This is a genomic window from Streptomyces sp. Tek67B01 (assembly GCF_055231995.1).
In genome coordinates, this window is the sequence record NZ_JBUYUY010000001.1 from 2,184,551 (window position 1) to 2,196,999 (window position 12,449).

Annotated in this window: 12 protein-coding genes; 2 read left to right on the plus strand and 10 right to left on the minus strand. The window is 71.0% G+C overall.

Going from position 1 to position 12,449, the window contains the following annotated elements; translation table 11 throughout:
* Nucleotides 1-28 precede the first annotated feature (28 nt).
* Nucleotides 29-940, plus strand: coding sequence for a DMT family protein (locus ACV7NM_RS09590; RefSeq protein WP_463409908.1), 912 nt, complete (start codon nucleotides 29-31; stop codon nucleotides 938-940).
* 51 nt (nucleotides 941-991) lie between these two features.
* Here ACV7NM_RS09590 and ACV7NM_RS09595 read toward each other — a convergent pair whose 3' ends face one another.
* The 9 genes from ACV7NM_RS09595 to rpsB all read right to left on the minus strand — a co-directional run bounded on the left by ACV7NM_RS09595 (nucleotide 992) and on the right by rpsB (nucleotide 10,980).
* Nucleotides 992-2,014 carry an ABC transporter ATP-binding protein gene (locus ACV7NM_RS09595; protein ID WP_463409909.1) on the minus strand — a complete coding sequence of 341 codons (1,023 nt, stop codon included), beginning with the start codon at nucleotides 2,012-2,014 and terminating at the stop codon, nucleotides 992-994.
* A complete protein-coding gene (locus ACV7NM_RS09600) occupies nucleotides 2,014-3,624 on the minus strand; it encodes an ABC transporter permease (protein ID WP_463409910.1) in 1,611 nt (536 codons plus the stop codon). Before ACV7NM_RS09600 ends, ACV7NM_RS09595 begins: the two co-directional genes overlap by 1 nt.
* Before the next feature lie 101 nt (nucleotides 3,625-3,725).
* Nucleotides 3,726-4,826, minus strand: coding sequence for a thiamine ABC transporter substrate-binding protein (locus tag ACV7NM_RS09605; RefSeq protein ID WP_463409911.1), 1,101 nt, complete (start codon nucleotides 4,824-4,826; stop codon nucleotides 3,726-3,728).
* Nucleotides 4,827-5,141: 315 nt separating this feature from the next.
* Nucleotides 5,142-6,254, minus strand: a complete 1,113-nt coding sequence (gene rlmN, locus ACV7NM_RS09610; protein ID WP_463409912.1) for a dual-specificity RNA methyltransferase RlmN — start codon at nucleotides 6,252-6,254, stop codon at nucleotides 5,142-5,144.
* 160 nt (nucleotides 6,255-6,414) lie between these two features.
* Nucleotides 6,415-7,482: a phosphatidate cytidylyltransferase gene (locus ACV7NM_RS09615; RefSeq protein WP_463409913.1), complete on the minus strand. Its 1,068-nt coding sequence runs from the start codon at nucleotides 7,480-7,482 to the stop codon at nucleotides 6,415-6,417.
* Complete coding sequence (gene frr / locus ACV7NM_RS09620; RefSeq protein WP_329198704.1) at nucleotides 7,482-8,039, minus strand: ribosome recycling factor; 558 nt, start codon at nucleotides 8,037-8,039, stop codon at nucleotides 7,482-7,484. Before frr ends, ACV7NM_RS09615 begins: the two co-directional genes overlap by 1 nt.
* A 90-nt stretch (nucleotides 8,040-8,129) precedes the next feature.
* Nucleotides 8,130-8,909 carry a UMP kinase gene (gene pyrH / locus ACV7NM_RS09625; protein ID WP_463409914.1) on the minus strand — a complete coding sequence of 260 codons (780 nt, stop codon included), beginning with the start codon at nucleotides 8,907-8,909 and terminating at the stop codon, nucleotides 8,130-8,132.
* Nucleotides 8,910-9,070: 161 nt separating this feature from the next.
* Nucleotides 9,071-9,907, minus strand: a complete 837-nt coding sequence (gene tsf / locus ACV7NM_RS09630) for a translation elongation factor Ts (RefSeq protein WP_463409915.1) — start codon at nucleotides 9,905-9,907, stop codon at nucleotides 9,071-9,073.
* Nucleotides 9,908-10,041: 134 nt separating this feature from the next.
* The gene (gene rpsB / locus ACV7NM_RS09635; RefSeq protein WP_463409916.1) at nucleotides 10,042-10,980 is read right to left on the minus strand and encodes a 30S ribosomal protein S2; all 939 of its coding nucleotides are present in this window, start codon (nucleotides 10,978-10,980) and stop codon (nucleotides 10,042-10,044) included.
* Nucleotides 10,981-11,232: 252 nt separating this feature from the next.
* Here rpsB and ACV7NM_RS09640 point away from each other — a divergent pair, with 252 nt between their 5' ends.
* On the plus strand, nucleotides 11,233-11,763 hold the full coding sequence (locus ACV7NM_RS09640) for a M23 family metallopeptidase (RefSeq protein ID WP_463409917.1): 531 nt from the start codon (nucleotides 11,233-11,235) through the stop codon (nucleotides 11,761-11,763).
* 35 nt (nucleotides 11,764-11,798) lie between these two features.
* Here the strand turns inward: ACV7NM_RS09640 and ACV7NM_RS09645 are convergent, their stop codons facing one another.
* Nucleotides 11,799-12,338, minus strand: coding sequence for a TetR/AcrR family transcriptional regulator (locus ACV7NM_RS09645; RefSeq protein WP_168714036.1), 540 nt, complete (start codon nucleotides 12,336-12,338; stop codon nucleotides 11,799-11,801).
* Nucleotides 12,339-12,449 lie beyond the last annotated feature (111 nt).

Here is a 12,449-nt window from a genome sequence, read left to right on the forward strand (position 1 = left end):
AATCTGCCAGACGTGAACGGAGCCCCCGGTGCTCATAGGATTGCTGACCGCCATCGCGGCGTCCCTCTGCTACGGAACGGGCTCCGTCCTGCAAGCCGTCGGCTCCCGCCGGGCGGCCCGGCTGTCCCCGGCCGCCGCCGGGGTGACCGCGCACGGCGGCCCGAACCTGTCCTCGACCGCGAAGGCGGCGATGACCTGGGAGTTCATCGTCGGCACGATCCTGGACTTCGTGGGCTTCGGTCTGGGCGCGCTGGCGGCGCGGCTGCTGCCGCTGTTCCTGTCCCAGACGGTGATCAGCGCCAACCTGGTGGTCACGGCCGTGCTGAGCGTGAGGCTGCTGGGCATCCGGCTCTCGCGCAAGGAGTGGACCTCCATCGGGGTGGTCTGCGCGGCGCTGGTACTGCTGGCGACGGCCGCCGGCCACGAGGGCGGGCACCACGCGGCGATGGCCACGCACTGGTGGCTGCTGGCCGTCACGCTGCTGATCATCGTGGGCGGCACGGTGGCCGTACGTTTCCTCGGCGCGCGCGCCGCGATCCTGGCGGGCCTGCTGTCGGGCCTGGCCTTCGGCGCGCTGGGCGTCGGCGTACGCGTCCTGAACGGGATCGAGCCGTTTTCGCTCGGCGGGCTCCTCTGCGACCCGGCCCTGTACGCGATCGTCCTCGCGGGCGTCGGCGGCATGTACCTGCACACGGTCGCGCTGCAGATCGGGTCGGTGAACGGGGCCACGGCCGCGCTGGTGGTCGGCGAGACGGTGTTGCCCGGGGCGATCGGCGTGCTGTGGCTGGGCGACGCCTCCCGCCCCGGCCTCGCCTGGCTGGCGGTCCTGGGCTTCGTCCTGGCGGTGACGGGGGCGGTCGCGGTGGCCTGGTACGGCAACCACGACGCATCCGAACCCGAGGCGGCCCCGAACCCCGACCCGGTCCCGGCGTCCCGCTGATCCCGCCGGCCTGCTGACCCGCCGGCTCGCAAGCGGCCGAGCGGTGCCGGCCTACTCCGGCGGCAGGACCACCACCTCCGAGGGCGTGAAGGACACCGCCACGCGGTCCCCCACCCTCGGGGCGCCTTCCAGCCCGCACTCGGACTCCAGCACCGGCCCCGCCTCGGGCCGCAGCAGCAACGCGACGTGCGTCCCCCGGAAGGTGCGGGACACCACCTCGCAGCGGAGCCCGTCCGCGCCCAGAGTCACCCCGGCGGGGCGGATCAGCAGTCGCCGCGGCCCCTCGGGAGCCCCGGCCGGGACCGGGACCTTGCCCCACTCGGTGGCCGCGACCCCGCCGGACACCACGGCGGGGGTCACGTTCTCAAAGCCCAGGAACCGCGCGACGAACTCCGACGCCGGCCGCCGCCACACCTCCAGCGGCGTCCCGGCCTGCGCGATCCGCCCGTCCCGCATCACCACCACCCGGTCGGCCAGTGCGAAGGCCTCCCCCTGGTCGTGGGTCACGGCGAGCACGGTCGTCCCCAACCGGGCGAACAGCGCCCGCAGCTCGACCACCAACCGCTCCCGCAGCCCCCGGTCCAGCTGTCCCAGCGGCTCGTCGAGCATCAGCAGTCGCGGGGACGGCGCCAGCGCCCGGGCCAGCGCCACCCGCTGCTGCTCGCCCCCGGACAACGAGGCCACCGCCCGGCCCTGCGCCCCTGGCAAGCCGACCAGCTCCAGCAGCTCCGCGACCCGGGGCCCGCGAGAACCCCGCGCGACGCCCCGCATCCGCAGCCCGAAGGCGACGTTCCCGCCCACGTCCCGGTGCGGGAACAGTTGGTGGTCCTGGAACATCAGGCCCACCCCGCGCCGGTGCACCGGCACCCCGGCCTGGTCCGCTTCGCCCAACAGCACGCGCCCTCCCGACACCGGCTGGAGCCCGGCCACCACCCGCAGCAGCGTGGACTTCCCGCTGCCGCTGGGCCCCAGCACGCACACGGTCTCGTGCTCGGCGACCTCCAGATCCACGGCGTCCACGGCGGCCCGCCCGCCGAACCGGACCGACACCCCTTCCAACCGGAGCAACGTCATCAGAACTCTCCCGAAGTCTTGTCGGGCCGCAGTCGCTCCAGGACGAGCAGGGACACCGCGCACACCAGCATCAAGATCGTGCTCAGGGCCATCGCCTGCCCGTAGTTCATCTCGCCCGCCCGCCCCAGCAGCCGCGCCACGGCCACCGGCAGCGTCGGGCGGTCCGGCCGCGCGATGAAGACGGTCGCCCCGAACTCGCCCAACGACACGGCGAAGGCGAAACCGGCCGCGATCAGCAGCGCCCGCCGCACCAGCGGCAGGTCCACCTCCCGCCATGCCCGCCACGGCGACGCGCCGAGCACCGCGGCCGCCTCCCGCAGCCGCCCGTCCACCGCCCGCAGCACGGGCAGCATGGTCCGTACGACGAACGGGACACCCACCAGCGCCTGCGCGAGCGGCACCAGGATCCACGAGGTCCGCAGGTCCAGCGGCGGCTCGTCCAGGGTGATCAGGAATCCGAAGCCCACAGTCACCGCCGACACTCCGAGCGGCAGCATCAGCAGCGCGTCGAACCCGCGCACGAACCGCCCCCCGCGCCTGGTGAGCGCGGCCGCCGCGAGCCCTCCGACCAGCAGCGCGATGGCCGTCGCGGCCAACGCGTACTCCAGGGAGTTCCCGATCGACTCCAGCGGCGGGACCAGGAACGTCCCCGACCCGGCCTCCTCCAGCGCCCGGTAGAAGCCGAGCCCGTATCCGCCGGGGGCGTCGAGCGAACGCTCCACCAGCACGCCGAGCGGCAGCACGATCAACAGCGCGACCGACAGCAGTACCCCGGCCAGCAACGCGCGCTGCCCGGGCCGGTGCGGCCGGTGCGCGGTCCCCGCGGGGTCCACCAGCCTCAGGGCCGTCTCCCGTCGACGTACGGTCCGGGCGTGCACGGCCAGGACGAGCCCCATCGCGACGAACTGGACCATGGTCAGCACGGCGGCCGTCGGCAGGTCCAGCAGCTGCGCGGTCTGCCGGTAGACCTCCACCTCCAGGGTGGAGTACGAAGGGCCGCCCAGGATCTGTACGACGCCGAAGGAGGAGAAGGTGAACAGGAACACCATCAGCGCGGCCGCTGCCACCGCCGGGGCCAACGCGGGCAGCGTCACCCGCCGCCATGCCGCGAACCGTCCGGCGCCCAACACCCGGGCGGCCTCCTCCTGCCGTGGGTCGAGCTGCGCCCAGAGCCCGCCGACCGTCCGCACGACGACGGCGTAGTTGAAGAAGACGTGCGCGAGCAGGATCGCCCAGACGGTGGTGTCGAGCCGGACCCCCCACAGTTCGTCCAGCAGCCCGCCCCGGCCGACCAGCGCGAGGAAGGCCGTACCGACCACCACCGTCGGCAGCACGAACGGAACCGTGACCACCGCGCGCAGCAGCCCCTTGCCCGGGAACTCGAAGCGGGCGAAGACGTACGCGCCGGGAAGCGCGATCAGCAGCGTGAGCGCCGTCGAGGCGAGCGCCTGCCAGGTCGTGAACCACAGCACGTCGGCGATGTCGGGCCGGGCGAGCACCTCGCCGAACCGCCCGAACTGCCAGCCCGCGTCCGTCTTGAACCCGCGCCCGACGATCGCGGCGACGGGATAGGCGAAGAACAACCCGAAGAAGACGAGCGGGACGGCCATCAGGGCGAGCCGGACGGCCGTGGCCCGCCCGCGCTCCCGCTCCCGTCCCGCGGGAGCCGGAGCGGGAGTGGGAGCAGGAGCGTCGGCAGCGCTCCGGCGTGCTACTTCACGACGAGCGAGGACCATGCCTTGACCCACTGCTCACGGTTCTTGGCGATGGCGTCCGGCGCGACGTTCTCCGGCTTGTCGATCACCACGCCGTGCTTCGTGAACAGCTCCGGCAGCTTGGCGTCCTTGACCACCGGGTTCACGAACATCTGGAGCGGCATGTCCTCCTGGAACTTCTTGCTCACCAGGAAGTCGAGGAGCGCCTTGCCGCCGGCCTCGTTCTTCGCGCCCTTGAGCAGGCCGGCGAACTCGACCTGGCGGAAGCAGGTGCCGGTGGACACACCCGTCGGCGCCTCGGCCGGCTGGGGCTCGGCGTAGAGGACCTCGACCGGCGGGGAGGAGGCGTAGGAGACGACCAGCGGCCGGTCGCCCTTGGCCTTCTTGCCGCCGGCGGAGCCGGAGAACCGCTCGTTGTAGGCCTGCTCCCAGCCGTCGACGACCTCGACGCCGTTGGCCTTCAGCTTGCTCCAGTAGTCCTTCCAGCCCTCGTCGCCGTACTTGCCGACGGAGGCGAGGAGGAAGCCGAGGCCGGGCGAGGAGGTCGCGGCGTTCTCGGTGACCAGCAGGTTCTTGTACTCGGGCTTGATCAGGTCGTCCAGCGTCTGCGGCGGGGCGAGCTTCTTGTCCGCGAAATACTGCTTGTCGTAGTTGACGCAGATGTCACCGGAGTCCACCGGGGTGACCCGGTGCTGCTTGTCGAGCACGTACTCGGGCTTGACCTCGCCGAGGTTCTTGGCCTCGTAGGGCGTGAAGATGCCGTTGTCGAGGGCGCGGGAGAGGAGCGTGTTGTCCACGCCGAAGAAGACATCACCGCGCGGCGAGCCCTTGGTGAGGATCTCCTGGTTGAGGGCGGCACCGGCGTCCCCGGACTTCAGCACCTTGACGGTGTAGCCGCTCTGCTGCTCGAACTCCTTGAGGACCGGCTCGCTCACGGCGAAGGAGTCGTGGGAGACGAGGGTGACGGTCTTGGACTTCGGCGCGTCGCTCGCGCCGGCCGCGGGCTTGTCCTTGGCGTCGCCGCCGCAGGCACTGAGCGTCGTGACGCCCAACGCGGTCACGAGCAGGGCGCCCGCGAACTTCTTGGTGGTGCTCACTGGTGAATTCCTCCTGGGATGTCCAGGAGAAGACGCGGCCCTGCCCGGCGCTCCATGCGAGCGGTCGCCGGGCAGGGCGCAACAGCTTGAGTGAATGACCGAACTTCCTACCCCGAATGACCGGGGCGAGGTTCAGAGGGTCTGCGGATGACGGATACCGCACTCTCAGCGCTGTGGCGCTCCCCTGTCGGAATATGCAATTGGTTCGGCCACAGGGTACCCCGTGGCCGATCCGGCCCCCAGGAGAGTCCACCGAACCCCGTCAGGGCCGACGGAGCCCGGGTCTCGCTCGGCGAACGAGCACGCCGGCGCGGCTTATCGCTCCGACGCGGCCAGCTGGCCGCAGGCGCCGTCGATCTCCTGGCCGCGGGTGTCGCGTACGGTCACCGGCACGCCGTGCCGGGCGATCGCCTCGACGAACGCCTTCTCGTCCTCGGGCCGCGAGGCGGTCCACTTCGAGCCGGGCGTCGGGTTCAGCGGGATGAGGTTGACGTGGACGCGCTTGCCCTTGAGCAGCCTGCCCAGGAGATCACCGCGCCAGGCCTGGTCGTTGATGTCACGGATCAGGGCGTACTCGATCGAGACGCGACGGCCGGACTTCTCGGCGTACTCCCACGCCGCGTCCAGCACCTCGCGCACCTTCCAGCGGGTGTTCACCGGCACCAGGGTGTCGCGCAGCTCGTCGTCGGGCGCGTGCAGCGAGACGGCGAGGCGGCACTTGAAGCCCTCGTCGGCGAAGCGCAGCATGGCCGGGACCAGGCCGACGGTGGAGACGGTGATCCCGCGCTGCGACAGGCCCAGGCCGTCGGGCTCGGGGTCGGTCAGCCGGCGGATCGCGCCGACGACGCGGTTGTAGTTGGCCAGCGGCTCGCCCATGCCCATGAAGACGATGTTCGACAGTCGGGCCGGTCCACCGGGGACCTCGCCGTCGCGCAGGGCGCGCATGCCGTCGACGATCTGGTGCACGATCTCGGCGGTCGACAGGTTCCGGTCCAGCCCGGCCTGGCCGGTGGCGCAGAACGGGCAGTTCATCCCGCAGCCGGCCTGGGAGGAGATGCACATGGTGACCCGGTCGGGATAGCGCATCAGCACGGACTCGACGAGGGTGCCGTCGTGCAGCTTCCACAGGGTCTTGCGGGTGGTGTCGTCGTCGCACGAGATGTGCCGTACGACGTTCATCAGGTCGGGCAGCAGCTCCTGCTGGAGCTTCTCCCGGGAGCCCGCCGGGATGTCGGTCCACTCGGCGGGGTCGTGCGCGTAACGCGCGAAGTAGTGCTGCGAGAGCTGCTTGGCCCGGAACGGCTTCTCGCCGATCGCGGCGACCGCCTCGCGGCGTTCGGCCGGGGTCATGTCGGCGAGGTGCCGGGGCGGCTTCTTCGCCCCGCGAGGGGCGACGAAAGTGAGCTCTCCCGGAACGGGGCGGGCCATGGCGGGTACTCCTTGTAAGACGAAAGGCGCGCCGCAGAAGCAGCGCGCCTTCCAAGAGTAACCGCCCGGACCGACCCGGAGCCTTCTCATGTACGTCGCCCCAGCTCAGCGGGGGCTTCCCCGATGAACCGCCCGCGGGCCGGAACCCCCGGGGCCGTTGTCAGCCGGTGCCGACGAACGCGGCGAGCAGCAGCCACACCACCGGGGCGGTCGGCAGCAGCGAGTCGAGCCGGTCCATGATGCCGCCGTGGCCGGGGAGCAGGGTGCCCATGTCCTTGATGCCCAGGTCCCGCTTGATCATCGACTCGCCGAGGTCGCCCAGGGTGGCGCTGACCGCGACGGCCAGGCCCAGCAGCAGGCCCTGCCACCAGACGCCGTCGTCGATGAGGAACTCCATGCACAGCGCACCGGCCGCCATCGCGAAGGCCACCGCGCCGACCAGCCCCTCACGGGTCTTGCCGGGGCTGATGCGGGGAGCGAGCTTGGTCTTGCCGAAGCGCCAGCCCACCGCGTACGCCCCCGTGTCGCTGACCACGGTCAGCAGCAGGAAGGTGACGACCCGCTGGGGCCCGTCGTCGGCGGTGAGCAGCATGGCCACGAAGGTCGCGAGGAAGGGCACGTAGAAGGCGGCGAACACGCCCGCCGTGACGTCCTTGAGGTAGTCCTCGGGCGGCTCGGTCATCCGCCAGACCAGCACCGCCAGGGCGGTCAGCGCCATCGCCACCCAGGCGCCCTCGGCCCCCCGGACGTAACCGGCGATGACCATGGCGGCGCCGCCGACCGCGAGCGGGACGAGCGGCGCCTTGATGCCCTTCTTCTCCTGGAGCCGGGAGGTGAGCTCCCACAGGCCGACGACGACCGCGACGACGATGACGCCGACGAACACGGCCTTGACGATGAAGAGCGATGCGAAGATCACTGCTCCGAGGCCGACGCCGACCCCTATGGCGGCCCGCAGGTCCCGCCCCGCACGCTTCTTCGGCGGCGGGGAGGCGTCCTGGGGTGCAGGCGGGGGCGGGGGGCTGGGCATGGGCTCCTGCGGCGGCGTCTCGGCGCGGAAGAGGGGGCCGCTGTCGGCGGCGACCCCCCGATCGCGTGCTTCCCGGTCGTCGAAGTCACGGCCGGCGGCATCGGGCACGATGGGCATGGGCCGAGTCTGAGGGCCCACCTGCGCATCGTATGCGGGACCCGCCGGAACGGGCTCCGGCTGCCAGGAAGAGTCGTTCATCAGACTTCGAGGAGCTCGGCTTCCTTGTGCTTGAGCAGCTCGTCCACCTGCGTGACGTACTTCGCGGTGGTGTCGTCGAGCTCCTTCTCCGCGCGGCGGACCTCGTCCTCGCCGGACTCCTTGTCCTTGACGAGCTTGTCGAGGGCGTCCTTCGCCTTGCGGCGGATGGAGCGGATCGAGACCTTGGAGTCCTCGGCCTTGGTGCGCGCGACCTTGACGTACTCCTTGCGGCGCTCCTGCGTCAGCTCGGGGAAGGTCACCCGGATGATGCGACCGTCGTTGCTCGGGTTGACGCCGAGGTCGGAGTCGCGGATGGCCTGCTCGATGTTGCGCAGCGCGGACGAGTCGAACGGCGTCACGACGGCCATGCGCGGCTCGGGCACCGCGAAGGAGGCGAGCTGGTTGATGGGCGTGATGGCACCGTAGTAGTCCGCCACGATCTTGTTGAACATCGCCGGGTGCGCACGGCCCGTGCGAATCGCGGCGAAGTCTTCCTTGGCGACGACGACGGCCTTCTCCATCTTCTCCTCGGCCTCGAGGAGGATTTCTTCGATCACCACGTGCTCCTGCATGTCAGATATGGATGGTTCAGGCGGGGCGGACCGGCCCGGCCGGTCCGCTGTGGGCGCGGGCCCGACGGCGGGGGATCAGACCCTGGTGCCCTGGTCGCTCACGAGCGTGCCGATCTTCTCACCCTTGACGGCCCGGGCGATATTGCCCTCGGCGAGGAGCTCGAAGACCAGGATCGGCAGCCGGTTGTCGCGGCACAGCGTGATGGCGGTGGCGTCGGCGACCTTGAGGTCCCGGGACAGCACCTCGCCGTACTCCAGCGCGTCGAACTTCACCGCGTCCGGGTTGGTCTTCGGGTCGGAGTCGTAGACCCCGTCGACGCCGTTCTTGCCCATGAGCAGGGCCTCCGCGTCGATCTCCAGGGCGCGCTGGGCGGCCGTGGTGTCGGTGGAGAAGTAGGGCATGCCCATGCCGGCGCCGAAGATGACGACGCGGCCCTTCTCCAGGTGCCGCACGGCGCGCAGCGGGATGTACGGTTCCGCGACCTGGCCCATCGTGATGGCGGTCTGGACGCGGCTGTCGATGCCCTCCTTCTCCAGGAAGTCCTGGAGGGCGAGGCAGTTCATGACCGTGCCGAGCATGCCCATGTAGTCGGAACGGGCACGGTCCATGCCGCGCTGCTGGAGCTCGGCGCCGCGGAAGAAGTTGCCGCCGCCGATGACGATCGCGATCTCCGCGCCGTCACGGACCACGGCAGCGATCTCACGCGCGATGGCGTGCACGACGTCAGGGTCGACGCCCAGCCCGCCGCCGCCGGAGAAGGCCTCGCCCGACAGCTTCAGCATGAAGCGGCGGCCCTTCTTGTCGTGGTCGCTCTTGTCGTCGGAAGCGGTGTGGGGGTCCACGCCCTGATTCATGGGATCTCCTCGTGCACATACGAAGAAGGCCATTGCCGGTGGGTCCTCGCGGTTCCCTCTACGGCAATGGCCTCCTCGTCAGATCTGCGGTCGCCCTGCGCGAGCGCTGACGACTGCTTCAGACCCTACCGGGGTCCGGTGTCCGTCGCGTACGGACGGACTCAGATGCCGACCTTGATGCGGCTGAAGCGCACCAGGGTGACACCGGCCTCGTCCAGGACCTTCTGGACGGACTTCTTGTTGTCCAGCGCGTACGGCTGGCCGAGCAGCGTGGCTTCCTTGAAGAAGCCGTTCACGCGACCCTCGACGATCTTCGGCAGGGCGGCCTCGGGCTTGCCCTCCGCGCGGGTGGTCTCCTCGGCGACGCGACGCTCGCTCTCGACGACCTCGGCCGGGACGTCCTCCTTGGAGAGGTACTTCGGCGCGAAGGCGGCGATGTGCTGGGCGATGCCCTTGGCCAGGTCGGCGTCGGCCTTGTCCAGCTCGACCAGGACACCGATCTGCGGGGGCAGGTCGGGCATGGTGCGGTGCATGTACGCGGAGACGAAGGCACCCTGGTACTGCGCGAAGCGGTCCAGGACGATCTTCTCGCCGAGGTTGGCGTTGGCCTCGTCCACGAACGCCTGGACGGTCTGGCCGGGCTTGATCTCGGAGGCGAGCAGCGCCTCGATGTCCGCCGGCTTGGTGGCGGCCACGTGCTGGGCCAGCTCGTCGGCGACGGCGAGGAACTTCGGGCTCTTCGCGACGAAGTCGGTCTCGCACTTGAGCTCGACCAGAACGCCGGAGGTGTTGTCGTCGGCGATCAGGGAGGCGACGGCGCCGTTCTCGGCGGAGCGACCCTCACGCTTGGCAACGCCCTTGAGGCCCTTGACGCGCAGGATCTCGTTGGCCTTCTCGACGTCGCCGTCGGCCTCGACGAGCGCGTTCTTGCAGTCCAGCATGCCGGCGCCGGTGAGCTCGCGGAGCTTCTTGACGTCAGCGGCGGTGTAGTTCGCCATGAGTCTTGGATTCTCTCTCGAAGTCGTAGATCCAGGGTGAGCGGCGGAGGAGTCGCGCTTGTGGCGCGGCTCCCCCGCCGTCATCGTCCGTGCTGTGAGTGCCCGGCGCGTGAACGCCGGGCGCTCTCAGTGGGTCAGGCCTGCTCGGCGTCGGCGGCCGGAGCCTCGACAGCGGCCTCGGCGTCGGCGGCCGGAGCCTCGACAGCAGCCTCGGCGTCAGCGGCCGGAGCCTCGACAGCGGCCTCGGCCGAAGCGGCCTCGGCCGAAGCGGCCTCGGCGGGCTCGTCGGCCTTCTTCTCGCCCTCGAGCAGGTCGCGCTCCCACTCCGCGAGCGGCTCGGCGGCGGCCTTCTCGCCCGGCTTCGAGTCACCGGTCGCGGCACCGGAGCGGGCGATGAGGCCCTCGGCGACGGCGTCGGCGATCACGCGGGTGAGCAGGGTGACGGAACGGATCGCGTCGTCGTTGCCCGGGATCTTGTAGTCGACCTCGTCGGGGTCGCAGTTGGTGTCGAGGATCGCGACGACCGGGATGTGGAGCTTGCGCGCCTCACCGACGGCGATGTGCTCCTTCTTGGTGTCGACGATCCAGACGGCGCTGGGGACCTTCGACATCTCGCGGATACCACCGAGGGTCTTCTCCAGCTTGATCTTCTCGCGGGAGAGGACCAGGAGCTCCTTCTTGGTGAGACCCGAGGCGGCGACGTCCTCGAAGTCGATCGCCTCAAGCTCCTTCAGGCGCTGGAGGCGCTTGTAGACGGTGGAGAAGTTGGTGAGCATGCCACCGAGCCAACGCTGGTTGACGTACGGCATGCCGACGCGCGTCGCCTGCTCGGCGATGGCCTCCTGCGCCTGCTTCTTGGTACCGACGAACATGATGGAGCCACCGTGCGCGACGGTCTCCTTCACGAACTCGTAGGCGCGGTCGATGTACGACAGCGACTGGAGCAGGTCGATGATGTAGATGCCGTTGCGCTCGGTGAAGATGAAGCGCTTCATCTTCGGGTTCCAGCGACGGGTCTGGTGACCGAAGTGGACGCCGCTTTCCAGCAGCTCCCGCATCGTTACGACGGCCATGGCCATCTCCTTGTTTTCTCGGTTTGGTTCCTGACGCCCCGCCGCGCCCTGCCCCCGAGGAAGGGGACCGAGAGACGCTCTCACCTGGTCTGACGAGCCGGTGCTGGGGCGTGCGAAGTCGACCCGGTGACCCGGATCGCCACAAGAAGTGTACGGGACCCGGCGGTATGCCGGGTGACGCGCTTGTCCACACCGTCCGGGTTGTCCACAGGCCCGGGCGGCGCGTCCCGGACGCGCGGGACGCTGTTCCGCATGACGACACTGCTGCTCACACTGGTCCTGGCGCTGTCCCAGGCACTCACCTCCCCGGCATCCGCGGTCCCCGCGACCGCCACAGGACCCGCGACCCCGGCGACCACCACGACCGCCGCCGCCGTGCGCCCCCTGCCCCCGCCCCTGGTGGTGGCGCGGTGGTGGGACCCGCCGCCGACGCCGTACGCGGCGGGGCACCGGGGCGTGGACCTGTCGGCGCCCGTGGGGACGGAGCTGCGCGCGGTGGGTCCGGGCCGGGTGTACTACGCCGGGCCGGTCGCGGGGCGCGGGGTGCTCTCCCTCACCCTCCCTGGCGGCCTGCGCACCACGTACGAGCCGGTCCGACCGCTGGTGTCCGAGGGGGAGGAGGTCGCGGCGGGCCAAGTGGTGGCGGTGCTCACGGAGGGCGCCCACTGCGCGGAGCCCTGTCTGCACTGGGGTCTGCTGGCCGGCGAGACGTACCTCAATCCCCTGGTGCTGCTCCCGCGCCACACCCCGAGACTGCTGCCCACGACGCGGCCCGGCGGCTGAGGGGAACGAGCGGGGCAGTGGAGGGGCGCCGGCCGTCAGCCCCGTACGCCCCGCAGGGCCATGGCGACGGCGGCCTCGGTCACCACGCCCGGGTCCTCGGCGGCGCCGAGTTCGATCCGCCGGACCGCCGCGTCCACGACCCCCTGCAGGAGCATCGCGGCCAGCTTCGGTTCCGCCTGCCCGAGGGCTGCCAGCGCCTCCACGATCATCGCGACCAGCCCACCGTGGGCCGCGCGGATCTTCTCGCGCGCGGCGGCGTCGAGCTCGCCGGCGGAGATCGCCACCACCGCCCGGTGGCGCCGGTCCCCGACCAGGCCGAGCTGGCTGCGGACGTAGGCCTCGATCTTCGCCTCGGGCGTCGGGGCCGCCTCCATCGCCGCCTCGATCTCGGCCGCCCAGACGGGGAAGTCCACCGCGCACAGCTCCTCGACGACCGCCGCGCGGGAGCGGAAGTACTCGTACACGGAGGACCGGGCCAGCCCGGTGCGCTGCGCCAGGGCGGGGAAGGTCAGGGCCTCCGTACCGCCTTCGGACAGCAGGGAACGGGCGGCGTCCAACAGGGCGCCGCGCTGCATCGACCGGTGCTCGGCCACGGAGGCCGCTCTAATCCTTGGCACCGGACCACTCTACGGAGCAACGGCCTTTGCCACACGGGTGATCGGGCCGTCAATGCCGCCGATCCGTGT

Coding starts and splice junctions, on each gene's coding strand:
- ACV7NM_RS09595 (WP_463409909.1), bottom strand. CDS start 2,014: ATGACGTTGCTCCGGTTGGAAGGGGTGTCGGTCCGGTTCGGCGGGCGG.
- ACV7NM_RS09600 (WP_463409910.1), bottom strand. CDS start 3,624: ATGGCCGTCCCGCTCGTCTTCTTCGGGTTGTTCTTCGCCTATCCCGTC.
- rlmN (WP_463409912.1), bottom strand. CDS start 6,254: ATGGCCCGCCCCGTTCCGGGAGAGCTCACTTTCGTCGCCCCTCGCGGG.
- ACV7NM_RS09615 (WP_463409913.1), bottom strand. CDS start 7,482: ATGAACGACTCTTCCTGGCAGCCGGAGCCCGTTCCGGCGGGTCCCGCA.
- pyrH (WP_463409914.1), bottom strand. CDS start 8,909: ATGAATCAGGGCGTGGACCCCCACACCGCTTCCGACGACAAGAGCGAC.
- tsf (WP_463409915.1), bottom strand. CDS start 9,907: ATGGCGAACTACACCGCCGCTGACGTCAAGAAGCTCCGCGAGCTCACC.
- rpsB (WP_463409916.1), bottom strand. CDS start 10,980: ATGGCCGTCGTAACGATGCGGGAGCTGCTGGAAAGCGGCGTCCACTTC.
- ACV7NM_RS09640 (WP_463409917.1), top strand. CDS start 11,233: ATGACGACACTGCTGCTCACACTGGTCCTGGCGCTGTCCCAGGCACTC.
- ACV7NM_RS09645 (WP_168714036.1), bottom strand. CDS start 12,338: ATGCAGCGCGGCGCCCTGTTGGACGCCGCCCGTTCCCTGCTGTCCGAA.